Origin of the sequence: Algisphaera agarilytica (assembly GCF_014207595.1) — a bacterium.
Classification (GTDB): domain Bacteria; phylum Planctomycetota; class Phycisphaerae; order Phycisphaerales; family Phycisphaeraceae; genus Algisphaera; species Algisphaera agarilytica.
On the sequence record NZ_JACHGY010000001.1, the window covers coordinates 3,020,642 to 3,047,008 of the forward strand.

Annotated in this window: 20 protein-coding genes; 9 read left to right on the forward strand and 11 right to left on the reverse strand. The window is 62.8% G+C overall.

What is annotated here, in order from left to right; translation table 11 throughout:
• The first annotated feature begins 383 nt into the window (after window positions 1–383).
• The 4 genes from HNQ40_RS13030 (at window position 384) to xerC (ending at window position 4,108) form a co-directional block, all read left to right on the forward strand.
• Window positions 384–1,799: a DPP IV N-terminal domain-containing protein gene (locus tag HNQ40_RS13030; RefSeq protein WP_184678261.1), complete on the forward strand. Its 1,416-nt coding sequence runs from the start codon at window positions 384–386 to the stop codon at window positions 1,797–1,799.
• A 97-nt stretch (window positions 1,800–1,896) separates the two neighbouring features.
• Window positions 1,897–2,742: a hypothetical protein gene (locus tag HNQ40_RS13035; RefSeq protein WP_184678262.1), complete on the forward strand. Its 846-nt coding sequence runs from the start codon at window positions 1,897–1,899 to the stop codon at window positions 2,740–2,742.
• Window positions 2,743–2,793: 51 nt separating this feature from the next.
• Window positions 2,794–3,063, forward strand: coding sequence for a hypothetical protein (locus HNQ40_RS13040; protein ID WP_184678263.1), 270 nt, complete (start codon window positions 2,794–2,796; stop codon window positions 3,061–3,063).
• A gap of 76 nt (window positions 3,064–3,139) precedes the next feature.
• Window positions 3,140–4,108 (forward strand): tyrosine recombinase XerC, encoded by a 969-nt coding sequence (gene xerC / locus HNQ40_RS13045; RefSeq protein WP_184678264.1) that lies wholly within the window; start codon window positions 3,140–3,142, stop codon window positions 4,106–4,108.
• A 774-nt stretch (window positions 4,109–4,882) separates the two neighbouring features.
• Here xerC and HNQ40_RS13050 read toward each other — a convergent pair.
• The 6 genes from HNQ40_RS13050 to HNQ40_RS13075 all read right to left on the reverse strand — a co-directional run bounded on the left by HNQ40_RS13050 (window position 4,883) and on the right by HNQ40_RS13075 (window position 13,130).
• Window positions 4,883–5,902: a sensor domain-containing diguanylate cyclase gene (locus HNQ40_RS13050; RefSeq protein ID WP_184678265.1), complete on the reverse strand. Its 1,020-nt coding sequence runs from the start codon at window positions 5,900–5,902 to the stop codon at window positions 4,883–4,885.
• Between the two features lie 229 nt (window positions 5,903–6,131).
• Window positions 6,132–8,384 (reverse strand): sodium:solute symporter family protein, encoded by a 2,253-nt coding sequence (locus HNQ40_RS13055; RefSeq protein ID WP_221435525.1) that lies wholly within the window; start codon window positions 8,382–8,384, stop codon window positions 6,132–6,134.
• Window positions 8,385–8,455: 71 nt separating this feature from the next.
• Window positions 8,456–8,818, reverse strand: a complete 363-nt coding sequence (locus HNQ40_RS13060) for a DUF4212 domain-containing protein (protein ID WP_184678267.1) — start codon at window positions 8,816–8,818, stop codon at window positions 8,456–8,458.
• A gap of 173 nt (window positions 8,819–8,991) precedes the next feature.
• Window positions 8,992–10,518 carry an alpha-L-fucosidase gene (locus HNQ40_RS13065; RefSeq protein ID WP_184678268.1) on the reverse strand — a complete coding sequence of 509 codons (1,527 nt, stop codon included), beginning with the start codon at window positions 10,516–10,518 and terminating at the stop codon, window positions 8,992–8,994.
• A 130-nt stretch (window positions 10,519–10,648) separates the two neighbouring features.
• A complete protein-coding gene (locus HNQ40_RS13070) occupies window positions 10,649–12,175 on the reverse strand; it encodes an alpha-L-fucosidase (RefSeq protein WP_184678269.1) in 1,527 nt (508 codons plus the stop codon).
• Window positions 12,176–12,257: 82 nt separating this feature from the next.
• Window positions 12,258–13,130 (reverse strand): phytanoyl-CoA dioxygenase family protein, encoded by an 873-nt coding sequence (locus HNQ40_RS13075; RefSeq protein WP_221435526.1) that lies wholly within the window; start codon window positions 13,128–13,130, stop codon window positions 12,258–12,260.
• Between the two features lie 141 nt (window positions 13,131–13,271).
• Between HNQ40_RS13075 and HNQ40_RS13080 the strand changes: the two genes are divergently transcribed.
• Entirely contained in the window at window positions 13,272–14,075 is an 804-nt protein-coding gene (locus tag HNQ40_RS13080) for a helix-turn-helix transcriptional regulator (protein WP_184678270.1), read from the forward strand.
• A 35-nt stretch (window positions 14,076–14,110) separates the two neighbouring features.
• Here the strand turns inward: HNQ40_RS13080 and HNQ40_RS13085 are convergent, their stop codons facing one another.
• Window positions 14,111–14,575 carry a hypothetical protein gene (locus HNQ40_RS13085; RefSeq protein WP_184678271.1) on the reverse strand — a complete coding sequence of 155 codons (465 nt, stop codon included), beginning with the start codon at window positions 14,573–14,575 and terminating at the stop codon, window positions 14,111–14,113.
• A 151-nt stretch (window positions 14,576–14,726) separates the two neighbouring features.
• Between HNQ40_RS13085 and HNQ40_RS13090 the strand changes: the two genes are divergently transcribed.
• The 3 genes from HNQ40_RS13090 to HNQ40_RS13100 all read left to right on the forward strand — a co-directional run bounded on the left by HNQ40_RS13090 (window position 14,727) and on the right by HNQ40_RS13100 (window position 19,672).
• Window positions 14,727–15,428: a type II secretion system protein gene (locus tag HNQ40_RS13090; protein ID WP_184678272.1), complete on the forward strand. Its 702-nt coding sequence runs from the start codon at window positions 14,727–14,729 to the stop codon at window positions 15,426–15,428.
• Window positions 15,429–15,588: 160 nt separating this feature from the next.
• Window positions 15,589–16,905: a nucleotide sugar dehydrogenase gene (locus HNQ40_RS13095; RefSeq protein ID WP_184678273.1), complete on the forward strand. Its 1,317-nt coding sequence runs from the start codon at window positions 15,589–15,591 to the stop codon at window positions 16,903–16,905.
• Between the two features lie 187 nt (window positions 16,906–17,092).
• Entirely contained in the window at window positions 17,093–19,672 is a 2,580-nt protein-coding gene (locus HNQ40_RS13100; RefSeq protein ID WP_184678274.1) for a glycosyltransferase family 4 protein, read from the forward strand.
• 18 nt (window positions 19,673–19,690) lie between these two features.
• Here HNQ40_RS13100 and HNQ40_RS13105 read toward each other — a convergent pair whose 3' ends face one another.
• From HNQ40_RS13105 to HNQ40_RS13120, 4 genes are all read right to left on the reverse strand, one after another.
• The gene (locus HNQ40_RS13105) at window positions 19,691–20,692 is read right to left on the reverse strand and encodes a GDP-L-fucose synthase family protein (protein ID WP_184678275.1); all 1,002 of its coding nucleotides are present in this window, start codon (window positions 20,690–20,692) and stop codon (window positions 19,691–19,693) included.
• Between the two features lie 120 nt (window positions 20,693–20,812).
• Window positions 20,813–22,303, reverse strand: coding sequence for a UbiA family prenyltransferase (locus tag HNQ40_RS13110; RefSeq protein WP_184678276.1), 1,491 nt, complete (start codon window positions 22,301–22,303; stop codon window positions 20,813–20,815).
• 311 nt (window positions 22,304–22,614) lie between these two features.
• Complete coding sequence (locus HNQ40_RS13115) at window positions 22,615–23,541, reverse strand: FAD-binding protein (protein ID WP_184678277.1); 927 nt, start codon at window positions 23,539–23,541, stop codon at window positions 22,615–22,617.
• The gene (locus HNQ40_RS13120; protein WP_184678278.1) at window positions 23,538–24,587 is read right to left on the reverse strand and encodes a polysaccharide pyruvyl transferase family protein; all 1,050 of its coding nucleotides are present in this window, start codon (window positions 24,585–24,587) and stop codon (window positions 23,538–23,540) included. Before HNQ40_RS13120 ends, HNQ40_RS13115 begins: the two co-directional genes overlap by 4 nt.
• Before the next feature lie 117 nt (window positions 24,588–24,704).
• Between HNQ40_RS13120 and HNQ40_RS13125 the strand changes: the two genes are divergently transcribed.
• Entirely contained in the window at window positions 24,705–26,186 is a 1,482-nt protein-coding gene (locus HNQ40_RS13125) for an oligosaccharide flippase family protein (protein WP_184678279.1), read from the forward strand.
• The last annotated feature ends 181 nt before the right edge of the window (window positions 26,187–26,367 follow it).

A 26,367-nucleotide genomic window follows, 5' to 3' on the forward strand; every position in this document is an offset into this window, starting at 1 on the left:
GTTGATGATCAAGCTTGCCTTGGCGGGTTGCTGGAAGGCGAGCTTGCCGAGCGGGCTCGGCCTGGGGCCGGGACATCTCGGTGAGGGTCTCGGCGTTCGGGGTGTGGTGATTCTGGGTACGCCCGGGGAACAGATGTATCGGGCAACAGGGGGGTTAAGCGTGATCTCCCATGAGCTGGATCGCCTGGCCTGGGCGATGCCACGAATCCTTTTCGCGGTGGATGGTGTTCAAGCAAGCCTGTGGGGGCGTCCGATAAACACATAGGCGGACGCGGGTTAAGTTTTGCGCCCGGGTCGGTCCGATACCTCTCACGAAGCAAGCCACAGGTTAGCACAGTTTGAGCAAGGTTCAAGACGACACCGCCTCGGCAAAGGGCCCGCATATGCGATACCAACCCACAACCACCAGCTTTTTAGTCCTCGCTTTGAGCGGTTTTTGGGGTTGTAGTCAGTCGTACAACGGCGCGGTCAGCCTCGGCCAACCCGAGCAGGCCGAGATCCAGGACTATCAAGAAGCCCGGCGTGTCGCGGTTTCGCCCGCCAAGTCGACCCAGCCTTCTCAGAATCAAGCCGACGGTTCTCGGATCGCCCCGCCCATCCCGGCCCCCGCGCCGGTGGAAGCGTTGACGCTTCCCGAGGATGCGGCCGTGTTCGGTGCCCCGGTCCCCCAGACCATGTCGCGGAAGACCGTCGCAGCCGATCAGCCCCAACCCGCCACGCCGACCCAGCCTGTGTTCACCCCCGTGAGCACCGCTCAACCCGAGCCGGCCCCCTCGCCCAAAGTCACCGTCGATCCTCGCCGTACGGGCCTGCACCGCTTCGGCGAGCTGGACGACCTGCAGATGGCGACCGTCAGCCCGCTCGACCACCAGGGCAACCTCCGTCGAGTGACGTTCACCCACGAAGGGGCGGACTTCGACGTCGAGGTCGATCCCACCGGGCGTTTCCTCGCTTACGCCAGCACCCGCCACCGCCAAACCTCGGACATCTATCTCCAACGCGTGGACGGCACGGCCGTGACCCAGCTCACCACCGACCCCGCCAACGACGTGATGCCCTGCATCAGCCCCGACGGCAAGCAGGTCGCTTTCGCCAGCGACCGCGCGGGCACCTGGGACATCTACCTCATGGACATGGACGGCGGCCCGGCGATCAAGCTCACCGAAGACGGCGCCCAGAACATCCACCCCAGCTTCTCGCCCGACGGCAACCAGCTCGTCTACAGCTCACGCGGCAGCCAGTCCGGCGTCTGGGAGCTGATCCTGATCGACATCAACCGCCCCCAACACCGCAAGATCATTGGCCACGGCCTGTTCCCGGTGTGGGCCCCCAAGGGCAACAAGGTCGTCTACCAGCGGGCTCGCGAACGCGGCAGCCGGTGGTTCAGCGTCTGGACCGTTGAGATCACCCAGGACGGCGAAGCGATCCGCCCGACCGAGATCGCCGCCAGCAGCAACGCCGCGATCATCACCCCCGAGTGGAGCCCCGACGGGCGGAACATCGTTTTTTGCACCGTGCTCGACCCAACGGCCGATAGTCCAGCAGGCTCAAGGGCTGATATCTGGATTTCCAACGCCGACGGCTCGGGTCGCACCCGCATCACCCACGGCAACTACGGAAACCTGTATCCGACGTGGGCCTCGGATGGTTCGATCTACTTCGTCTCAAATCGCGGGGTGGACGCCATCGAGAACGTGTACGCGGTGAAGCCCGATCGGGCCGTGTACCTCGCCCAGCAGCGTGAGCAAAAGCAGGCGAGCGAAACCATGGAGGCCACCGCGCCCACCCCCATCCCCTGACGGGATGAACCGACTCTAAACGCTCCTCGGATCGAGTGAGCGACCCAACGAAACCAACGCCCAGGCAGGACGCCTCGGCTTCTCACGGCAGGACGCCATGACAAGTAAACAGATCGTGCTGATCCTCTTGTCGGCGGTGCTGCTGAGCGCTTCCCTGTCGCTGTCGGGTTGTAAAAAGCCCCAGCGGATGGAAACCATAAAAGCCCCGTACCCGACCCGTCAGGTCTTTGCCGTGGCCCCGTTCAGGAATGAATCGGGCTCCGCGTACGCCGACGGTGCTCGCATGGCCGACAAGGTCACCCAGCGTCTGGCCCTCGTGCGAGGGATCGACACGCTGCCGGTGAATCGCGTCTATTCCGCGATGGACGCCCTGGGCATCAACCGCATCGCCGACAAAGGCGACGCAATCCGCCTTCGGCAAACCCTTGGCGTGGACGGCCTGGTCGTCGGGACCATCACGGCTTACGAGCCGTACAACCCGCCGAAGCTCGGGCTCAACCTCGAGCTCTACCTCGACGCCCGTCTCGCCTGGCAGGGCAGCGAGCTCGACACGCGTGAGCTCTCCGCCGCCGCCACTGATAACACCGCCGTGCTTCCGGGTGGTGAAGCCAGTCGCCGCCAACCCGTGACCGCCCTCGGCGGCTTCTACGACGCGGCCGACCCCAACGTCATCGACCTGCTCGAAGCCTACCTGGCCGAACGCCGGCCCGACGACAGCCTCGACATGGCGCTCCGCCGCCACACCCTCAGCATCGATCTGTACAGCGAGTTCGTGAGCACCCAGGTGACCTCACAACTCCTTCAGGCCGAACGCCTCCGATTGCGTCGGCCGACCGCTTCGAACACCCAACGGCCCGACCCCAACGTCCCGGCCCCGCAATCCCGAACGCCCGAAAAACCTGCCTTCGTCCATCCCACGGCGAGCAAAGGCAGCAACAACTAACCCGGATCGGCACGCACGCCGGTCCACCCGACCGGCCACCCAAGCGTACCGATGCCCGAGTTCACCCCCATCCCGCCCGACGACGCACCCTTCCTTGACGAAGGCAACGAGAACCAACTCGTGCTGGTCAAGAAAGGCCACCGCTATGTCTTCGAGTGTGGCCCCGGCCAAGAGCACGAACTCCTGCAGCGTCTGCAGCTCCTCGTCGCCGATCCCAACAACGATCTGAACTGGTTCGACGCCGCGGTGCTCTCCCATCAGATGGGCCAACGCATGTCCGACCAACTCACCAAGCTGTATCGCAGCCGTCGCTCCGCCTGACCCCCGTCAGTCATCACACCGGCCCGTGTGCGGGCCACCGCACCCTGTGCCGTTCGTTAGAGAGGAAAATTGATCCATGGCAGAACAAGCCCCCGTCGTCCAGCAGTTCGTCGATTACCTGAAGCACGAACGCCACTTCAGCCCCTACACCGCACGCTGCTACGGCGCCGACCTGCGTCAGTTCGCCGAGTACCTGGCCGGTGACGAAGTCGGCCCGGATCAAGTCATCCCCGACCACCTCGTGCCGATCGTCGAGCAGAAGCTCCACGCCGCCGACGCCATGACCGTCCGCGGCTTCCTCGCCCACCTCGACAGCTTCGGCTACTCGCCCGCCACCACGGCCCGCAAGATCGCCACCCTCCGCAGCTTCTACAAGTGGATGCTCAAGAAGGGCAACTGCGACACCAACCCGATGCTGCTGATCCGCACGCCCAAGCAGACCAAGCGTCTGCCCAAGGCCATCGGCGTCGAGCAAGTCGAAGCCCTGCTCGCCGCCCCCGACAACCGCGAAACCCTCGGCGCCCGCGACCGTGCGATCCTCGAAACCCTCTACTCCACCGGCGTCCGCGTCAGCGAACTCGTCGACCTCGACCGCAACGACATCGACATGGAAGGCTCCACGATGCACGTCCGCGGTAAGGGCAAGAAAGAACGTATCGTCCCCCTCGGCTCGCACGCCATGGCTGCGATCCGTCACTACCTGACCCTGCTCGAGCCCGACCACCGCTTCACCGAGCTGCGCAACCAGTCGATGATCGACCCCTCGGTGCCCCTGTTCATCAACAAGAACGGCGGACGTCTGAGCAGCCGATCGGTGCGTCGTAAACTCGACAAGTACCTCAAAGCCTGCGGCCTCGACTCGACCATCAGCCCGCACACCCTGCGTCACTCGTTCGCGACCCACCTGCTGGACAACGGCGCGGACCTCCGCAGCGTCCAGGAACTGCTGGGCCACCAGTCGCTGAGCACCACGCAGATCTACACCCACCTGTCGAGCATGCGTCTCCGCACCGCCTACGAAGACGCCCACCCCCGCGCGGTGTAAACCGCGGCGTGCGGGCTTCAGCCCGCATGCTAAAGATCAACACGATCTCTCCTCCCGGACACCCACGGATTCAATCCGTGGGTGTCTGTGTTTTGAATTGACTTGCCAAAGAGCGAACCCGTGCTCCCCGCCACACCCGCTGCCGTGGCCGGCGTGGGGTGAGTGGGTTGGGATTCAGTTGAACCGCGAAGACGCGAAGGCAAACCATTGGTTTGAATTCAAATTCATCTGCCTTGCTTCGCGCTCTTCGCGCCTTCGCGGTTCAACCTTTCCCAGAACAAGAGCCCTCGACCAACGACGACGGGTTCCGACCTTGAGCGATCCCGGCAAGGTGGTGAGCTCAAGCGTCGCCACGCACCCGACGTGTGCGTCAGCCCGGTTCCACGGGTATGGGCGTGCTTGGTGCCTTGCCTGTGCGACCTTCACGCCTGGAGTGCCACCGTGCTCCGACATTAGGGGGTGAGACTGATCAGACGTGCGCACGGAAACGTCGGCCGTTTCACGGAAGCGAGTACCGACAAGGAGTAAGCAATTTTCTGCGTTGTTGATTTTCTGCGTTCGTGCGCGCCCCACCGTGCGCATCCGAATGACGTTGCCTTAACCCCCTCTCCCCCCGGGAGAGGGTTGGGGTGAGGGCACTCACCATGAACCTGTGCCAGACCCAACGCACAAGAAATCCAACCTGCCCTCACCCCGGCCCCCTCCCGGAGGGAGAGGGGGTAAGACAGAAACAAGTTTGTCACCCCCGGGCTTTGATGCGATTCAAACCAAGCTTCACGCCACGCAGGTCATCCCGCTTTGGGGCGGGGCGGGGTCGACGACCGAGAGCAGGATCGGCGCGGTTGTCAGCTGCGTAGGGAGAAAGATGCGGGTCTGGGTCTCGATCGAGACCGGGATCGGTTGTTCTTCGAGGGTCACCGGCAGGTGATCGATGTGGGCCTTGAGCTGATCCGCGAAGCGGACGACCTGGTGGTCGGGTTCGCCCGAACGCACAGCCATGACGAATCGGCCGTCGCCGACGTGGGCCACGACATCGGCGGGCCAGGCGGTGGCGTTGATGCGGCGGCCGACCTCACGCACGACCTGATCCACGGTGTCCTGCCCGCGTTCCTCGGCCATTGAAGCGAGGCCGGGGATCGTAATGCCGAGCATCCCGATGGTCTTCGGGTCGTCCTGGCTCCGGGTGAGGATGTCCTGCAGCAGGGCGGAGATCCCGATGTGGTTCCACAGCCGGGTCAGCGGATCGGTGAAGGTGGCGAGCAGCCGTTGTTCCATGCGGTCGACGAAGGCCGACATGCTCAGGTCTTCGGGGGGGTGGTTGATCTCGCGCTCGGTCAGTTCGCCCAGCCGTTTCAGGATGTCGACTTGGCGGTCGTCGAGGTTCCGGGGTTGGCGGTCGATGACACACAACGAACCGACGCACGAGCCGTCCTGAGCATAGAGCGGTTGGCCGGCGTAGAACACGATGCCGGGCTCGCCGGTGACCAGGGGGTTGTCGTGGTAGCGTTCGTTCTCCCGGGCGTCGTGGATGATCTGGGGCTGGCGGTCCACGATGGTGTGGGCGCAGAAGGCCACTTCCCGCGAGGTCTCGGTGGCGCTAAGGCCTTGGATGGACTTGAACCACTGGCGGTCGCTCTCGACGAGCGAGATCGCGGCGATGGGCATGTCTAGCAAGGTCTGCGCCAACTGGGTGATACGCTCGAAACGCCCCTCGACCGGCGTGTCGAGCAGGTTCAGCGATCGCAAGGTCTGGAGACGATGCGCTTCATCAGCAGGGAGGGGCGGTTGAATCATGGATACGTTTCTGAGTCGAAGCCGGAACGGCCGAATATGGGTAACTCTATATTTTCGGCAGTCTGGCAAGCTGGGGTAACCTCAGCCGCCTATGTGTGGGTTATCGGCCTGCGTTTCTAGGGGATTTCGGACGTTGGGGCCTTGTATATCGCGCAGACGGACACCCCAAAACAGAGCGCAGCGGATACGCAACCGCCACAAGAGACGGTGCAAGGCGAGCAACCGCGCGTCAATGGGCCGGGGCGTTTTCGATGTGCGGAGCGGGGACGCTGCCGGGGGTTCCGGGGGCGGCTTCGGGTTCGCGGACCGACTCGACCAGTGCTTGGACCTCGGGGCTGGCCCCCTTGAAGAAGGGGGTGAGCGCGAGGGTCACGACGAAGTTGAGCACCATGCCGACGGTGCCGATGCCCTGGGCGTCGATGCCGAAGAACCAGGGGTTGCGGATTGCGCTGTCGGGCGAGCCGAAGATCGCGGCGGCGACCTCGGCGTTGAGCAGGATGACATCGGCCTTCTGCGTGACGATGTAGAACGCCGTGAACGTGATGCCCACGAGCATGCCCGCCACGGCCGGGACGGTGCCGACGCGTTTGGTGAAGATGCCGAGCACGATCGCGGGGAAGAACGACGCCGCCGCGAGGCCGAAGGCGAACGCGACGACCTCGCCGACGAAGCCCGGCGGGTTGATGCCGAAGTACCCAGCGATACACACCGCCACGCCGATCGCGACCCGACCGACGAGCAGCCGCTGCTTCTCGGAAGCCTGCGGGTTCATGACTTTGAAGTACAGGTCGTGCGCGACGGAAGAAGAGATCACCAGCAGCAGCCCCGACGCGGTCGACAGCGCCGCGGCGAGGCCCCCGGCGATGACAAACGCGACGACCCAGTCGGCGAGCTGCGCCATCTGCGGTGTGGCGAGCACGATGATGTCCCGGTCGGGGTGGTGGGCGGCGCCGAGTTTAAGGAGTTTGGCCTTGGCTAAAAGGGAATACTCTGTAATGACCGCTTGAGATGTCGCCAGTTCTTCGGGAGTACTGCCTGCAATTCCATCCATCTCGGTGTTCAGAAGCCGATCGGAAAATTCTTGTAACCCCGTGACTCCATCAATCATCATCCATCCCGTGGGCGACTCGATTAGCTCCTTGCGAATGGCTTCCGGTACTTTGCCGATTCGCATCAATTCATTTGGATGAATGTAGACGTAGTTGTTCGTAACCTTTTCAGATTCTTTTAATGCTTCTGTTATCCCCGGGAATTCATCCTCGACTCTCTCGTGCTGAATAGTCGTGAATGGATGTTCGAAATCAGGATCATTGATGGGATCGTATCTAAGCGTGTGGTTTGTAAGGTTGTTCGTGAAAGCTAGTTTCCCGTCTCCATTGAAATCCACCCAAGCGATCAACCCGGTCTTGTTCCAGTCGTGGTACCACTGCGGGAGTTCTTCGGCGGTCTTGCCGTTGAGGCCGGCGATGTCGTCGACCATGTAGTAGCGGGCGAACGCGGCGACGGACGGGGCGGTGAGGTAGAGGAGGCTGATGAAGCCCAGGGCCCAGAAGGCGGACCAGCGGGCGGCCTTGACGCTCTTGACGGTGTAGAAGCGGACGATGACGTGCGGGAGCCCGGCGGTGCCGGCCATGAGGGCGAGGCAGACGCAGAAGACGTTGAGCCGGTTCCACTTGCCGGCGTTTTCGCCGTAGGCATCCGTGTAGCTGCCGAAGCCGAACTGCTGGTTGAGGCTGGAGAGTTTGTCGAGCAGGTACGGCCGGGCGGGGTCGACGGATTCGAGGACGGGGGACGCGAGGCCGACCGAGGGGACGGCTTGCCCCGTGAGCTTGAGGCTGATGGCGATGGCGGGGATGAGGAAGGCGGTGATGAGGACCCAGAACTGGGCGACCTGGGTCCAGGTGATGCCCTTCATGCCGCCGAACACGGCGTAGACGAAGACGATGGCCATGCCGATGAACACGCCGGTGGCGGGCGTGACGCCGAGGAAGCCGGAGAAGACGACGCCGACGCCTTTCATTTGGCCGACGACGTAGGTGAAGCTGACGAAGATGGCGCAGAAAAGGGCGATGAGGCGGGCGTAGTTGAGGGAGCGATCCGGCCCTTCGCTTTGCTCAGGGCTCGGCTTGAGGGGGCGCCCGGGGGCGTAGCGGTCGCCGATGAAGTCGGGGACGGTGAAGTGGCCGAACTTGCGGAGGTAGGGGGCGAGGAGGAGGGCGAGCAGGACGTAGCCGCCGGTCCAGCCCATTAGGTAGACGCCGCCGGCGAAGCCCATGCCACTGACGAGGCCGGCCATGGAGATGAACGACGCGGCGGACATCCAGTCGGCGGCGGTGGCCATGCCGTTGGCGGGCGCGGGCACGCCGCCCCCGGCGATGAAGAAACCTTTGGTGTCGCTGACGCGCGACCACCAGGCGATGCCGAGGTACAGGCCGAAGGTGAGGATGACGAAGACGACGGTCCAGGTTTTGAGGGTGGACATGCCGAACAGGCCGGCGAGGACCCCCGGAAGTTCCGCAAGCGTCGGCGTAAGGCTTGGGTGTAGCAGATCGATCACGCGTCACCGCCTTCCGCGTCGGTATCGGCCGCTTGCGGCTTAGCGCTGTCGGGCGAGCGCGGCGGAGCCGCGTCGCTTCCGGTGGCGATTTCGCGGTGGTACTTGTCGTCGAGGCGGTTCATCGAGATGGCGTAGACCAGGATAAGCAGCACGAACGTGATGATGCTGCCTTGCTGGGCGAACCAGAATCCCAGGGGCACGCCGCCGACCGAGGCAAGGTCGTTGAGCTTGTCGGCAAACAGGATCCCGCAGCCGAGGCCGACGAAGGCCCAGATCGCCAGCAGTCCAACCATGAGGGTGACGTTGCGTCGCCAGTAGCGCTGCTTGGCCTGGGACACCCGATCCGCGGAATCACTCATGAGCGATCGTCCTTTGCGAGTTCGTGAAACAGCCCGGCCAGAACGCCGGATAGAGAAAAGCCGTGAACCTCGGCTCGGCCATGAAAACCGAAAACCGTGTCCACGGCAAGAGGTGTGTGATGTTTACGAAGTGGCGAGCGTGCAAGTAGTGCACGCTTCTGCCGACTTTCGAGTTACCAGTGCTTGAATCGATAGGGCGAGCTGTCTAACTCGGGCCCGAAATCGACCACGACCACATCCGTCACGTGTCCCGCTTTCGATCCTTCGGGGATCGCGATCGTCAGGGTCTGGTCGGCGAAGGTGTAGTCGAGCTCCTCGCCGGTGCACATGAGTTTGACCGAGACCGGCTCGGCGGCGTCTTGCAAGACGATCGGGTCTTCGGCGGTGGCTTGATCTTTGGTGGCGTGGAAGTACCACACGGCGTCGCGGCAAGTGATGGGGACATTACATTTCTCAGGCCAGGGGCCGCCGCCGTTGATGCCGAAGACCGAGTCGCGGTTAGTCTTCATCCACTGGGCCATGTCGTCGAATAGGCGGTAGGCCTCGTCGGGGAACTGGCCATCCGGGCGGGGGCCGATGTTGGCCAGCAAGTTGCCGCCCATGCTGCGAGCCTCGGCGAGTTCCATCAGAAGCCTGTCGGAGGGCATGATGTATTCGGTTTGGCCGGGGCGTGCGTCGTAGTGCCACGAGCCGCGGGTGATGATGCTGTTGACCTCCCACCACCAGCCGTTGGCGACAACGGGTTTCTTGACGTACTGCGGCTCGGCCATGTGGAAGCCCTCGGCGGTGGCGTGGTCGCCGCCCTCGCCGCGGTTGTTGCAGACGATGCCGGGGCGCCACTCGCGGATTTGTTCGGCGGTTGCGCCGTGGCCGCCATCGCCCCACCAGATGTCGGGATCGAACATGTCGATCAGCTCGCGGACCTGGGCCTGGTTGTATTCGTCGTAGGCCTGGCGGAAGCTGGGCGGGCGCTGGGGCAGCGACTTCACTTGCTTACCGTGGTAATCGATCAGCACCTTCGGCGAGTGGCTGAAGTTCATGTAGTCGCGTTCGAAGTACCAGTCCATGCCCGAGTAGTAGAAGCCGACGCGGATGTTGTGGTTGCGGCAGGCATCGACGAAGGGTTGGACCAGGTCTTTGCCATCGAGGTGTTGACGCACGCCCAGCAGGGCGTGGTCCGAGTCCCAGAGCGCGTAGCCGTCGTGGTGCTTGGTGGTGAGCACGGCGTAGGTAAAGCCGGCCTCCTCTGCGGCGGCCATCCACTTGTCGGCGTCGTACTTCGTCGGGTTGAAAGTCTCGGCGGCGGCCCAGATGTCCGACTGTGGGTGGAATCGTCCGCTGTCGACCTTGGCCTGCGACCAGCGCCCGGCCCAGGCTTCGCCGGTGGGTTCAAACTCGCTGACGATGCCCCAGTGCATGAACAGGCCGAGGCCCGCTTGGGGCCACCACTGCGCATCGGGGTGGTCTGTGCGCTCGCCGCGCATCTGCATCTTGAAGTTCTTCCACTCGTGCCAATGGGGCCAGGTGTAGTAGTGCTTACCGTCGCGCACCTCGATCGTGGGTGTGATCGACTCGCCGGTCTTGGAGTCGGTGTAGGAGGCGGCGGAACCGTCTTCGCTTTGGCCGGGCACGACCTGGGATTGGGCGGCGATTGGCGCGAGACAGGACAGCGTGGCGAGGAGCAGGGTGGGGGTGGACATGAATGACACTTTCGGCAGGAGCAAATTTGAATCGCTTTGCACCTTACCGATTTACCGAACTGTGGCTATGCGCAAACACGAGAAAGCTATGCACATTTACGAGATGTGCCGATCTATCGGGGGTTGCCCGTTACCAATGCTTGAACAGATAGGGCGTGGTATCGAAGTCCTTGCCGAAATCGACGACGACCACGTCGGTGACATGGCCGGCTTTCGTGTCATCGGGGATGGAGAATTTGAGCACGTTGTTGGCGTATGTGTATTCGAGCTCCTCGCCGGTTCGCATGAGCTTGACCGAGACCGGCTCGGCGGCGTCTTGCAAGACAATCGGGTCCTCGGCGGTGGCTTGTTTTGCGGTGGCGTGGAAGTACCACACGGCGTCGCGGCAGGTGATGGGGACGTTGCAGCGTTCGGGCCAGGGGCCGCCGCCGTTGATGCCGAAGACCGAGTCGCGGTTGGTCTTCATCCATTCGGCCATGTCGTCGAACAGGCGGTAGGCCTGCTCCTGCATCCTGCCGTCGGGGCGGGGTCCGATGTTGGCCAGCAGGTTGCCGCCCATGCACCGGGCTTTTGCGAGATGCATCAGGACGACATCGGAGTCGTAGATGCGTTCGCCGTGGTTTTTGTCGTAGTGCCACGAGCCGCCCTGGATGATGGCGTTGACTTCCCACCACCAGCCGTTGGCGACGACGGGTTTCTTGACGAATTGGGGATGGGCCATGTGGAAGCCCTCGGCGGTCGCGTGGTCGCCGCCGCCTAGGCCGCGGTTGTTGAGCACGATGCCGGGCTTGAGGGCGCGGATGTCGTCGGCGTGCATGCCGTGGCCGCCGTCGCCCCACCAGATGTCGGGTTCGAACCGCTCCATGATCTCTTTGACCTGCGCGGCGTTGTACTCCTCGTAGGCCTTGCTGAAACTCGGCGGCCGTTTCGGCAGCGACTTCACGTGTTCGCCCTTGTAATTGACGGGCCATTGAGGGTCGTAGCTGAAGCTTTTGTAGTCGCGTTCGAAATACCAATCCATGCCGGAGTAGTAGAAGCCGACCTTGATGCCGTGGTTTCGGCAGGCCTCGGTCCACGGGGCGAGGAGGTCTCGGCCGTTCATGAATTGGCGGACCCCGATGAGGGCGTGGTCCGAGTCCCACATGGCGTAGCCGCCGTGGTGCTTGGTGGTGATGACCGAGTATTGGAAGCCGGCCTTGGCGGCGGCGGCCATCCACTTCTCGGGGTCGTAATCCGTGGGGTTCCATCCCTCGGCAGCGGCCCAGATCTCAGACTGCGGGTAAAACGCGCCACGGTCCTCGCGATCCTGCGACCAGATGCCCGACCAGCCCTCGCCGTTGGGCTCGAAGGCGCTGGGCAGGCCCCAGCAGAGAAATAAACCTAAGCCCGCGTCGGGCCACCACTGCGCATCGGGGTGGGTGGTTCGCGGGTTCTCGACGTGCATCTTGCCGTTGGTCCACTTATTCCAGTGCGGCCAGGTGTAATACGACTTGCCGTCATCGCGCACCTCGATGGTGGGTGTGATGGCCTCGCCGGTGGCGGGATTCTGATAGGCCTCGGCGGAGCCGTCTTCGGTTTGATCAGGGACGACCTGGGGCATCGCGGCGGGGGAGAACGCGCAGGAAATCAACAAGAGCAGCAGGGGGAGGTGTTTCATGGGCAGGGCGATTGAGAGGTGAGGGATATGCAAAGAAGAGAGCCACGCCGCAGCTTCGCAGCGGCGGGCATTCGGGGATGTGTTAGTTGTCGCCGATGGCTTTGGGCTTGTTGGCGATGGATAGGTCGTTGCCGGCGGGGCGGGGTTGGTAGTTCCATTGGCCGACTCCGGTCGTGTCTTCGCCGCGGCAGAGGATGGCGTTATCGCGCCAGGTGGGGTGGAAGTTGAACGTGTCCGGGGCGCAGTAGCGGATGGTCAGGCCGCAGCGGCGGCGGGCCGAGGGGTTGGGGGTGGAGCCGTGGGCTATCATGTCGGCGTGGAGCTCGATTTGGCCGGCCTTGAGGTTGATCGAGACGGGGTCGCCGTACTGCTCGATGTCCTGGATTTCCTGGTTGAGCACGGCCGGGCCCGCGGTGTCTTGCCATTCGAGCTTGCCGAGGGTGTGCGTGCGGGGGATGACCTTCATCGCTGCGTTTTCTTCGTCCGCGTCGTCGATCGCCAGCCACACCGTGACGGTGCGCGACTTCTCAAACGGCCAATACGACGCGTCCTGGTGCCAGGGCACGGCCTTGGGGTCGTGGGGCACCTTGCAGAAGAAGTGCGTCCCCCACGCGACGATATTCGGGCCGATCAGGTCCTGCACGATGTCGAGGATCGCAGGGTGGGTGGCCATGTCGTAGATCCCCTCGCAGCGCGTGTGGTAGCCGTTGATCGCGTAGGTGTCGCGGCCGTCGTTGTGGACACGCATCGCCGCGAGCAGGTAGTCGAAGTAGGCCCGGTTGGCCTGCGCTTCGAGCTCGTTGTAGATGGAGAACGGCATCAGGTAGCCGTCGCGGTTGTATTGCTCGACCTGGGCGGGGCTTAGTGTCTGGGCTTGGCTGGGATCTGAGGGCGCGAAACTCAGGTCGCGGCTGGCCATCAGTTGTTCGTAAGCGGGTTCGGTGGTGGTGGGCATAACGGCATGACCTTTCGGGTCGAGAGATAGACTGAATTGAACCACTTCACCTTACTCAGGCAACACGAATTGGCCATACACGAACCGTTGCTTTTGTATGCACGATCTTGACATTCAGTTCTGGGCTGTCAGACTTGCCGTATGATCGAAGGTACGTACAGGATCACGGTTGGGGGGCGTTTTGTGTGCACCCCTGCTTGGCAAGACAACCAGTGGCAGCCGCAGCGGATTTCACGGCTGTATTTCCCCCAGCGCGGCTCGGCCTGGATCGAATCGGATGCTGGACGCACCACGCTACGTCCGCAGCACATCTATCTCATTCCCGGTGGGGGGCGTTACACGCATGGCTGTGATCGTGAGATGGTCGTGGATTGGCTGCATTTCCAAGTGATTGGCGCGACCCTGGAGCTGGCGATGCTGCCCCTGCATGAAGTCATCGCCTGGCCCGCGAAAGATCACGCGATGTGGCGAGAGGTCTACCGTGATCTGGGGCGATCTCTGCCCGATCAGGATCGGCCGTCTGCGGTTTCGGCGCGGCTGCTGGCGATGGTGTCGTACTTTGCGTCGCTGGCCATCGACACCGCCCGGGATTCAGCGCCCGACCCGCGTAATGTCGAGCTGATGGAGCGGCTGGCCCCGGCGATCCAATACATGAACCATCACGACCTGGACCAGCCCGCGCTCGACGCCGTGGCCGAGGTGGTGGACCTCAGCCCGGATTATTTCCATCGGCTGTTTGTTCAGGCCTACGGGAAGACGCCCTACGCCTACATGCTCGAGCGTCGGATGAACCAGGCGTTGTCGCTGTTGACTTCTACCAACCAGCGTATCGCGGACGTGGGCGAGGCCTGCGGGTACGACAACCCGTTCTATTTTTCGCGCACCTTCAAGAAACACTTCGGGATCAGCCCGCGTGCGGCGCGGCAGGGCCGGATCGAGCCGTGAGAATGTTTAAGCGTGTCGGGTGAACCAGGGGAGATTCAGCTTTTTCCCGCGGTGGTGAAGGTGAGTTCGACTTCACCTTCGCCATCGGCAAGCGTGGCAGAAAAGATATAGCCCACGCCCGGCTCGAGGGGGATGCCCCGACGGGGAATGCCTTCGGCCCGCCGCATGCCCCGCATCCCTTGGCCGTAGCGGAGAAGGTCGGTCGCGGGGCGTTCGATTTCCTCCTCGCCTTCTTTGGGTTCACGCGGGATCAGGTGCCAGACGATCTGGTCCTCAGTGACCATGTAGAGCTCGCCTTCTTTGGGTTCGACGGCGGGACGGACGACCTTGATTTCTTCGAACGCGACCTCGTCGTTGAACGAGAAGAGGGCTCGGTCGGTGGCCTTGGGTTGGATGAACATCACTTCGACGGGGGGAAGTTTGCGGCTGTTGAACATTACCGCGTAACCGATCCCGATCAGCACTAAAACAATGATCAGACCGACTTTGCGATTGTCCATGGGAGATTTCTCCTTTGAGGAAATGACGGCAAAAAAGACCAGCGATGCGAAATATTCGTGAAACGGTGTCGTCTATTAGACGTACATGCTATAGCATGGTTTTCGTCAAGGATGAGAATTTTTAAATGTTTTTACAAGGGGTCAGGCCGTCATGTCACGTCACACACGCTCCGGATTCACACTGATCGAATTACTGGTGGTCATCAGCATCATCGCTTTGCTGATCGGGCTGCTCCTGCCCTCGCTCGCCGCGGCCCGTGAGACGGCCCGTACGATGCAGTGCTCCAGTAAGATGAAGCAACTGGTCTTGGCGGCGGAGATCTACGCCCAGGAATCCAAGGGGAAGTATCCCTCAAGAGCTGGCGACAACGGCGATGCTCGTTGGCCTCACTATTTCCGGCAGACGATCCAGACTCCCGAGTTGTTGGTTTGTCCTAACGATGAATCGCCGATTAGCCTGACGCCGCCTCAGGTCGTTGAGGAATTTGATATTGCGGATCGGAGCTATCTCTTCAATGGTTTTAATGACCTGAAGCACGATGCAAACGTGAGTGCGCCAAACGGCACATGGGACGAAGACGATGAAACCGCGATGCCACAGGCGGCCTTGGTGAACTTTTCTGAGGTCATCTTTTTCGGGGAGAAAGAAAGCAGCGAGGCGAGTTTTTACCTCGACATCTTTGCCAATGATCCCTACCGCGTGTTGGAACGCTCCCGCCACGGTGGCACCGGCAACCCCGAGCGGGGCGGCGTCTCGAATTACGCATTTGGTGATGGCCACGTCACCGCGTACGAGTTCAACGATACCACCGTGCCGGTTAACCTCTGGGCGGTGACCGCAGACAACCGTTAACCGGCATACGGGCTCCGTTTGGCAGTCCGAGATGTCCAGCGGGCCACCGGGGCGTTTGGCTGTGCTTGATATACTTGGCCGACCGGGGGTGCGGCGTTCAGGCCCCGCGTGCCTTCTGTATTCCTGTGGCTCGGCCTTCCTCGTTTCGGTGTGACCCAACTTGTCCTTAGAACAAAAGATCCGTGACCGCTCAGCAACCGTCGGGGTGATCGGGCTCGGCTACGTCGGCCTGCCGTTGTGCCACGCCTTCCACGAGGCGGGGTTCGGTGTCCTGGGCTTCGACGTCGACCAGAAGAAGATCGATCGGCTCAACGCCGGGGAGAACTACCTCAAGCACCTGGGCGAGGAACTGGCCCAGAAGCTCAGCGGCTCGGACCGCTTCGAGCCCACCACGGATTTCGCCCGCCTAAGCGAAGCGGATGTCGTGATCTCCTGCGTCCCGACCCCGCTGGGCAAGCACCTCGAGCCGGACCTGTCGTACGTCGAACGGACCACGGCCGACATCGCCGCAGCCCTGCGTCCGGGGCAGCTGGTGGTGCTCGAATCGACCACCTACCCGCGGACCACGCGTGAGATCATGCTCCCCGCGTTCGAGGCCAAGGGTTTGGCGTGTGGCAGCGACGACGGGTTCTACCTCGCCTACTCGCCGGAGCGGGAAGACCCGGGCCGGCAGAATCACAACACCCAGACGATCCCGAAGCTGGTCGGCGGGATCGACGATGAGTCGGGCCGATTGGCGGAGTTGCTCTACTCCGCGGCGATCGCGCAGGTCCACCGGGTGGACAGTGCCGAGATCGCCGAGGCCGCGAAGCTGCTCGAAAACATCTTCCGGGCGGTGAACATCGCGCTGGTCAATGAGATGAAGGTCGTGCTGACGAAGATGGGGATCAACATCTTTGATGTGGTCGAAGCGGCGTCAACCAAGCCGTTCGGCTTCATGCCGTTCTACCCCGGCCCCGGCTTGGGCGGGCACTGCATACCGATCGATCCGTACTACCTGACGTGGAAAGCGCGGGAGGTGGGGATTGCCACACGCTTCATCGAGCTGGCGGGTGAGGTGAACCGCGACATGCCGGGGTACGTCGTGCAGCGTCTGGCGGAAGGCCTGAACCGACACGGCCTGGCGATCAGCCGGTCGAAGGTGCTGGTGCTGGGGTTGGCGTACAAGCCGAACGTGGACGATGTGCGGGAGAGCCCGAGCTTCGAGATCATCGAGAAGTTGATCGACGCGGGGGCCGATGTGCAATACAACGACCCGCACATCCCCAAGCCGTGGAAGGGCCGGAAACACGACCTGACGCTGGAGAGCCAGCCGGTGACGCCCGAGACGCTGGCGGGCTACGACGCGGTGGTCGTGGCCACGCACCACGACGCGTACGACTGGCAGATGATCGCCGACCACGCCAAGCTGATCATCGACACCCGCAACGCGTTGCGGGACGTGTCGGGGGATCGTTCGCACATTGTGATCGCTTGATTAACGGCTTGCCCCGGGCGAGGCATGGGGTATGCTTCCGGTCCGGCAGAGGCCCGTTGGGCCGCTGTCAGCGGGGGTTTTGCACCCTCAACGCGTTGGGTCCGATGGAGGAGTTTTGCCCGGAGGTCCGGTCGTAGCGTTTGGGGGGATTGAATCGGTTCGGTCGGAAACCTGTCCACGCTCTTACATGCAGATTCTCTTCATCAATCAGACTTACGCCCCCGACGTTGCGGCGTCGGCCCAGCTGCTCGAAGACATGGCTCGGCAGTTCGCCGACGCTGGTCACGAGGTGGCGATCGTTACCTCGCGCTCGCTCTACGGCCAGGCCGGGGCGGTGCTGCCGCGTTACGAGAAGCGCGACGGCGTCGAGGTCCACCGGGTCGGGGTCGCTCGCTTCGGTAAGGGTTCGGTCCGCGCCCGGACGTTTGACGCGACGATGTTCTACCTCGCCGCCACGTTCAAGGCCTGGCGGGTGCGGATGCCCAGCGGCAAGCCGCAGGTTGTCGTCACGCTGACCAGCCCGCCGTACATCGGGTTCATCGGGGTGATCGTGCGTTTCCTGCTGGGCGGCAACCGCCGAGGGCGCTACGCGATCAACTGGTCGATGGACCTCTATCCCGACGTGCTCACCTCGGCGGGGATCGTGAAGCCCGAATCGTTGTTCGGCCGGATGATGCACCGGTTCAACCTGTGGTGCATGCGGCGGGCCGACCGGGTGGTGACGGTGGGGCGGTGCATGCGCGACCGGGTGGTGGGCCAGGGCGTGGAGCCCGCGGACGTCGAGATGATCAGCGTCTGGCCGGTCAGCCGGGTGTTGGAATTGGAGGAAGCGCGACAGCCCTCGAGCTACCGCGAGGCGTGGGGGCTGGAAGACAAGTTTGTTGTGATGTACTCGGGCAACCTGGGTGTGGCTCACCGGGCCAAGATCCTGGCCGAGGCCGCCCAACGGCTTCAGCACCGCGACGACATCCGCTTTGTCTTTGTGGGCGGCGGTCGTCGTCGCGACGAGATTACGAAATATGTCGCCGAGCACGGCCTGACCAATGTGTTGGAGAAGGACTACGAGCCCCGCGAGAAACTCGAAGACCTGCTGCGGCTGGGGGATGTCCACCTCATCACACAGCGCTCGGAATTCACCGGCGTGGTCGTGCCCAGCAAGTTGTTCGGCATCATGGCGTCGTGCCGGCCGTCGCTGTACGTCGGCCCGCCCGAGGCTGAGGTGGCCCGGGTCTTGACCGAGAGCGGGGGCGGGCAGGTCTGCTCGATGGAGAGTGCCGATGATCTGGTCGCCCAGATCGAGCGTCTCGCGGACGACCGTTCGATCGCCTTGGATATGGGGCAAAAGGCCCGCGAGGCGGTGCTGACCAGCCACACCCTGCGGGACCGGTTCGAGAAATTCAATGCGATGCTCGAGGGCTTGCTGGGCCCCGAAGCCGCCCGTGCGATCCATACGCCAGCGATCAACCATGGGCAGAACCTGCCCGCCAAGCCGCTGCGGGTGTTGTTCATCAACCAGGCCTACGCCCCGGACGCCGCGGCGACCGCGCAGCACTGCGAAGACTTGGCTCGGTACCTCGTCGAGCAGGGCCACGGCGTGTCGGTCATCGCCTCGCGATCGATCTACGGCCAAAAGGGTGCCGACCTCCCCGGGCGGGAGACGCGTCACGGCGTGCACGTTAACCGGGTCGGCTTGTCGCTCTTCGGTAAACGTGGCATCGTCCTGCGGGCCGTCGACTTCGGGCTGTTTTATGTCGCCGCCATGTGGCGGGCGATCTGGATCCGGGTGCCGATCGGTGACCGGCTCAGCAAGCCCGACGTCGTGGTCACCCTGACGACGCCTCCGCTCATCGGCATGGTCGGTTGGATGATGCGCCTGCTGCGTCGCTGCCGGCAGGTGGTGTGGACCATGGACCTGTATCCCGATGTGCTCGTCGCCGCGGGGGTGAGCAAGCAAGACAGTCTGCTGACGCGCTTCTTTGCCTGGCTCAACCGGCGTGAGATCGGCCGGGCCGACCGCGTGGTTGCGCTGGGCCGGTGCATGAAGGACCTGATCAAGGCCAAGGGCATCGGCGAGGACCACATCGAAGTCATCGGCGTCTGGTCGCCCAACGACCCGCCGGAAGAACTCAGCGATCCGGCCGAGTCCAGCTACCGCGAGGAGTGGGGCCTCGAGGGCAAGTTCGTCGTGCAATACTCGGGCAACTTCGGCCTCGCCCACGACTACCAGACCTTCTGCGACACCATCCTTGAGCTGCGTGACCGCGACGACATCGTGTTCCTCTTCGCGGGCGGCGGCAAACGCATCCCGCCGTTGAAAGCGTTTGTCGAACAGCACGGCCTCAAGAACGTCATGATCCAGCCCTACCAGCCGCGTGAACGGCTGCTGGACCTGCTGAGCCTGGCGGATGTCCACCTGATCAGCCAGTCCGAGTCGTTCACCGGCATCGTCGTCCCCAGCAAGTTGTTCGGCATCATGGCGGCGGGGCGGACGTCGCTGTTTGTCGGCCCGCCCGATGCCGAGGTCGCCCGCGTCCTCGACGAAACCGGGGGCGGCATCCGGTTCCCGCTCGGCGACGCCAAGGCGCTGGCCGACGTCATCCTCCAACTCGCCCACGACCCCGAACGCGTGCAGCGGATGGGGCAGGCGGCCTTGGATGCGTCGCGCGGCGAACACCACCGCAACAGCCGTTTCCACGCCTGGGAAGACCTGCTGGTCGAGGTCGTATCGCAAGCCCCGGCGCCGAGTCTGCCGGTGCCCCCTCTGTAAATTCGAAGATTGGGCCGCTCAGGACACCTTGGCCGAAGCCGGTGAATCCGCACGCCCCCAGCCGCGGATGTCGCCTTGGTTGGCCTTACACCACGCGACCGTCTGTTCCACACCTTGTTCCAGCGGGACCCGAGCGCTCCAGCCGAGTTGCTCGTGGGCGCGTTCCATGCTGAGGCAGCGTCTGGGCTGGCCGTCGGGCTTGTCGTGGTCCCAGGTGATTTGCCCCTTGAAGCCGGTCGCGTCGGCGATGATCTCGGCCAGTTCCTTGATGGGGGTTTCACGGCCCGATCCGAGGTTGATCGGCGTGGTTTCATCGACGCGGTCCGCGGTGTGGATCAGCCCGTCGGCCGCATCGGTGACGTAGAGGAACTCGCGGCTGGCTTTGCCCGAGCCCCAGACGCTGACGGTGTCCTCGCCGCGCTCGATCGCGTGGAGGAACTTTCGGATCAGCGCGGGCATGACGTGGGCGGTCTGCAGGTCGAAGTTGTCGTTGGGCCCGTAGAGGTTCACGGGGATGAGCATGCACGATTGGAGGCCGTACTCCCGCCGGTAGCCGTCGAGCATGACGCCCAGGGACAGCTTGGCGATGCCGTAGGGCGCGGTGATGGGGGCGGGGTAGCTGTTCCAGAACTGGTCTTCGGTGAACGGCCGGGTGGCGTTTTCGGGGTAGGCGCAGACGGTGCCGCAGTGCACGAACTTCCGCAGGCCGTGGATGCGGGCCTGCTCGATCAGGTGGATGCCCATCGCGAAGTTGGCGTAGAAGAACCGTCCGGGGTGGGCTTGGTTGGCCCCGATCCCGCCGACTTCCGCGGCAAGGTGGAAGATCACATCGGGCTTAAACCGCTGGTACATCGACGCCACCTGGGCCTCGTCGGTCAGCTCGACCTCGGCGTGGGTGGGGGCGTAGAGCCGGTCCGCGGTCACACCGCGGTCACGCAGGGTTTGGCACAGTTGTGTTCCAAGAAAGCCGTGCCCACCGGTGACCAGGATGCGGTCATGTTCAAAGTTGAGGTGACTCATGGGAAGCAAACGAACAAAAGGAAGTGACGAGAGGAGTATATGCTTACTGTCCCGAGGGGGGTAGAGTTCGTTGAACTCTTTCATACAAACAAAAAGGTGTTGGGCGGCTTCTCTATTTTCTCAGCCCGACGCCAGCATCGCCAGCAACATCACCCCAAACACCAGGGCCCAACTCACCCGGTCGCCCACCGCCCAGGCCACAGGGTCTTCGTTCATGTGCCCCCGCTGAGCGATCAGCCAGATCCGCGACACCCAGTACACAAACAGCGGCACCACCGGCCAAAGCATGGCCGGCTTGGCGTAGAGCTCCTTGCTGATCGGGTCGTTGAGGTACAGGCACAGAATCACCGCCCCGGCATACCCCGAGACCACGCCCATCAGCTGGATCAGCCCGCGGTCCTCGGGCAGGTAGCCCCGCTCGGTGTGACGGGCGGGCTCGCCGGGCTGCGTCGCCGCTTCGTCGGCCATGTTCCGAAGCTCCGCGTATCGCTTGAGAAAACCCAGGCTCAGAAACAGGAAGATCGACAGCGTCAGCAACCAGAACGACGGGGTGATCTGGACCACCGCGCCACCGGCAAAGATTCGCAGGGCGTACAAACCCGCCAGCGTGATCACATCCAATAGCAGCCGGCTACGCAGCGTCGTGCTGTAGAGCACCGTCACCACCAAATATGCAACCAGCCAGCCCAGGAATTCGATCGGCAGGAACACCGCCGCGAACAGCAGGGCGGTCCCCATCAGCACGGGCACCGCGGCGATCGCGGTGGGGATCGGTAATCGGCCCGACGCGATCGGCCGCCGTGACTTGGTCGGGTGCGTGCGGTCGGCGTGGACGTCCAGAGTGTCGTTCACCAGATAAATGCTCGACGCGGCCAGACAGAAACAAACGATCCCCCAGAACACACTCAGCAGGTTGCCCGCCGTGACCGCGTGGCCCGCCAGCATGGGCACCAACAGCAACCCGTTTTTGACCCACTGCCGCGGACGCATCCCCGCCAGCAACGCGCCCCACGCCGGGCCTTGCATCTCGAAGGCTCGGCAGGCCCCGCCGTCGCTGGTGACCCGTTGGTACAGCTTTTCGTTACCCCCGGCCATAAGGCGTTCGTCGGCCTCGGCCCAGATCGGCTCGTCCGCCGAGCTGTCGCCCATGTACGCAAACGGCTGGCCGTCGGCGTGCTTGCGGATGGCTTCCAACTTGGCCTTGCCCTTCAGGTTGGTCTGCCCGTCCGTTGCCAGCACGTCATCGAAGAGGCCCAGGTGCTCGGCGACACGCTCGGCCGCGGGGCAGTCCGCCGCCGTGGCCAGGATCAGCTGGCGACCTTGGTCGCGTTGTTCACGCAGATACGCCAACACCTCCGGGCGGTAGGGCAGCTCCGACGCCTCGGGCATCGCCCGCTCCGCCAGCTGCCGCTTGAGCATTGGCCGCCCTTGAGCCAGCCAGCCCGGCACACACCACAGCGACGCCGGGTCGGCCTTGACCAGCCCGACCGCGCTCTCGATCAGCAGGTCGCTCTGGATCAGCGTGCCGTCGAGATCGACGTAAAGCGATGGGCCGATCGCCGATGCATCGTTGGCCCCGGGCTTCGGTGAGGTGTCGGCATCGATCGTCATGGTCTCGGTATCAATGCGGGAAATCCGCCGTCTGCGTTGACATGCTGTTCCAGAACATCATTCCTACGACAACACTGCCTTAGGGTTCAACATCCACTTTGATATCGGCTCACGAGAACAAGTATCTGATGAAATGTCCGGGCCCTGGAACCGCATCAAAATCCTATGAAGATGACGCGCTGGATCGATGTTCCAAAACCTAGTGCACCTCTCGGCAGCCTCCGAAGGTGGATTCTGCGATCTGCAGGTGAGGGGATCCGTTCAGGTTATCGGTAGCAAGATGCGGGCGAAGCTCCCGGCAGCCGTCCGGCTCACTTGACCACAATCAGTTCGAGCACCGCACGCCGGCCGAACAGCAGATGGACGGCCTTGGCGTAACGGATCAGCCAGATCATCGGCCGGGGGCTGGTGCCGTGGCTCAGCAACCAGTTGATGGTCTTGGGGGAATACTGAGCGGAGCCCAGCCGGGTCCCTTGGATACGGCCGAGGATACCCATCTTCGCTTCCTTGAAAACGCTGCCGCAGTTGGGGGCCGAGTGGTCCTGGTTCTCTTTCGAGTACGCGATGCGTTGGCTGATGGGCAGGCTCTTGCGATCCACGGCCTTCTTTTTTTTGTCCGAGCCGTCTTCGGCGGGTGACGCCCCGTCGGCCGCTGCGTCCTCGGCGGCATCGGGCTGACGTTCGGGCAGCTCGGGGAAATTGAAAGTTGCTTCGAGGATGAGGGAGTTGTTCAGCCCCGTGAACATGGTCTTGCGGTATGACAGTTCGATTTCGTCTCGGCGGAGGGTGATCACCTCGTTGCCGTCGAAGTACGTCACGGTTTCCACGAAATCGAAGATCGTCTGGTTGTAAATCCGGCCCCGCCCGGCATTCATCGCCAACGCCCCGCCGAGCGTCGCGGGGACCGAGGCGAGGTAGTAGAAGCAGTCGAGGTTGCGGTCCTGGCAGTGCTTCAGGATCACCGAGATGGGCAGCGAAGAGCTCGCCTTGACGTGCGTCTCGTCACCTAGCGTGGTCAGGTCTTTCTTGAGCTTGTTGCGAAGAACCAGAGACCGTACTTTGGTTTTTGCAAAAATGGTGTTCGAGCCGTTGCCGAGGATGTAGAAGTCAACGTTCTTGTCTTTGGCCCAGGCCACGCAATCTTTGAATTCCTCGATCGTTGAGAATTCCGCGTAGTTTTCGAAGTGGTGGTGGGTCCGGAAAGTGCTGAGTTTGTCTGAGTCGAGTGGTTCGATCACGCCAAGGCCTCCGCAAGAAACCCCGTGGATTGATCTCGAAGCGCCGCGAGCTTTGCTTCAGATTCGGTGAAATCGATGGGGCTGTCCATGGCGGATTCGACATGGTCCGGGCCCTCGATCACCCGGTGCGACAGCCCGACCCGGCTCAGCACATCGTCGAGGCGCTGCTGATCGGTGCCCGGCATCCGGACGACGAAGAAGGGCAGTTTCCATTTGATGCAGAAGCACACGCCGTGGAAAGAGTTGGTGACGAGGTAGCTCGCGTTGCGAATGCAGTAGAGCCATTCGCGGGGGCCGATACCGATCAGGCCTTCGTCGGCACCCGGCGAAAGGACCCCTAGGGAGATCGCGGGCAGTTGAAGTTTGGCCTTGGCGGCGTTCACCGCCTGGCCGAAGACCTCGGCACGTTTCAGGCAGTACACCGCCATATATTTCTCGGGGAGCTTGGGTACCGGTCGCTCCACTCCTTCGAAGTCATCGAGAAAGACCGGGTCGAGCACTTCGGTGGGTATCCGGCCGCACGCCTTTTCAACCATCTCACGGCTGACCACATCGCGCACCGAGAGGTGGTCGAATTTCAGCAGCTGCTCACGGATTTCTTGCTCGTGGGGATCGAAGGAAACCGTGGAGCCCACGGACGCGGCGTAACTGATTCTGCGGTGGTTGTGCTCGGGGCTGATACCCTCGAAGAACGGGCGGTCGTAGCCGCGGTATGAAGAGATGTTCCAAACCTGGTCGCTGCCGATGATCACCGCGTCGAGGTCTTGATTGGAGCCTGCGAGGGATGCGATATCGTTGTGCGTGTTTTTACTTAGGTGCAACGCTTTCTTGCGAAAACTACCGAACTTCAACCGCTTCTTGGCCGTCACCCAGGCCGTGCCGGACCTGAGGCCGAAGCGGTTGTAGTGCTTCCGGGCGGACTCGGGGCGGTAGTCGATCACCCGGACGTCGTGCCCGGCTTTTTCCAGATAAGACTGCGTTGCGTAGGTTTGTAAGACTGCGCCGAAGTTGTCGGCGGCGTGGAAGGTCAATATGCCGATACGCATCTTGCAGAATCCTTTCTACGCTCCAACACATCGAACAGGGGTCGATATTATGGCGTAGCTTAATTACGCCGGATAGACGGCGCAGCCTCGATATCCGCGAAACTATACCAAAACGACATGGCTCAGACCCAAAGCAACAACCTTGGCCAACGCGCGGCTCAGGCGCTTGCTTGGACACTGCTGCTCACGTTGTTTTCAAAGGTCATTTCACTGGGCGGGCAGGTCGTTTTGGCTTGGCTCCTCGCCCCCCGGGCGTTCGGTTTGATCGGCTTGGCGTACACGCTAACGGCGTTCACCGCGCTGCTACAGCGGGCCGGGATCCGAGAGGTCCTGGTCCACCGGCACCGGCGTTTTCACCTGTGGGCGACGCCGGGATTCTGGATGTCCCTGACGTTCGGTGTGCTGACATCGGCCGTGATGTTGGGGATGGCCCCGGTCTTGGCCAGGGTCTACGGCGAGCCCGAATTGGTCGGGCTGATCATGGTTCTGGCCCTGGCCGCACCGATCAACGGCGTCGCCTCGGTCGCCGATGCGAAGCTGCAGAGCCAGCTACGTTTCGGCCTGATCTCGCGGGTCGGGATGCTTCAAGCCATCCTCACCATGGGGCTGACCATCTTGTTCGCCTGGTTGGGTTTTGGGGCATACAGCTTCGTGATGCCCCAGCCGATTGCGGCACTCTTTAACCTAGTCTGCCTCTGGCGCGCCGCCGACGTTTCGGTGACGGGCAAGCCCCGCTTCAGTTGTTGGCGTTACCTGCTCAGCGACAGCTTGGTCATGCTGTTGGGCAGCGTGTTGATTGCCGTGATCGCTCAGGGCGACTACTTCATCCTGGGTCTGGTGCTGGACGCCACGGAGGTCGGCCTCTATTTCTTCGCTTTCAACTTGTCGATTCAGGTCATTACGTTGTTTAGCAGCCAGTTCACGCGCGTGCTGTTTCCGACCCTTGCATCGATCGACGATCCCTACCGCCAGACCGAGGTCTATCTGCGGGTCAGCCGGATGTTGACCCTGGCTGCGATGCCGTTTGCGGGCATGCAGATCCTGATCGCCGATCCGCTGATCCGCCTGATGTTTGATGAGCGTTGGTATCCCGCCATCACGATCTTTCAGGTGCTCAGCCTCGCGACCGTGTTCCGCGTGGTCAGCACCTCGGCGGGTAGCCTGCTTCAGGCGCAGGGCCGATTCAAATTTCGGCTCTACATCTTTTGTTGCTACACGCCGATCTTCCTGGCTGCGGTGTATCTCGGGACGGTCAGCCGTGGAGACGCGGTGGGGGCCGCGCTCGGCGTGTCGTCGTTCTACTCGGTGATCGGTTTCCTGCACGTCTGGCTGATCAGTCATAAATACGGCGGGACGTGGAAGGACATCGTGACGATTTATGCGGCGCCGCTAATCGCCACCGCCTTGTCGATGGGGATCGCGTGGTTGGCGATGGAGCAGCTGCCGGATGCGACCCCGATCGGCAAGATCGGCTGCATCGCCCTGGGGATCGCGTTGATGTTGCCGATCTACGTCTTGGTCGCCCGGCTGCTCGCACGAGAGATTTTTGACGAGATCATCCAGCGGCTGATGAAACTGGTGAAACGAAAACGCGGGTAAAACAGTCCCCGGTTTTTGCAATCGGTGTGACGCGGTGGAGTCGCGCGCTTGTTTTCTGATACACGGGTGAAACGTTAGTACTTCATGAGTTCTCGCGATTACGAGAGCCTCACTGGAGCCCATGTTTGGGTGATTTCGTTTTACGCAACGCTAGGGCGAAAGCCCCGCGGCTGCGGTGAGT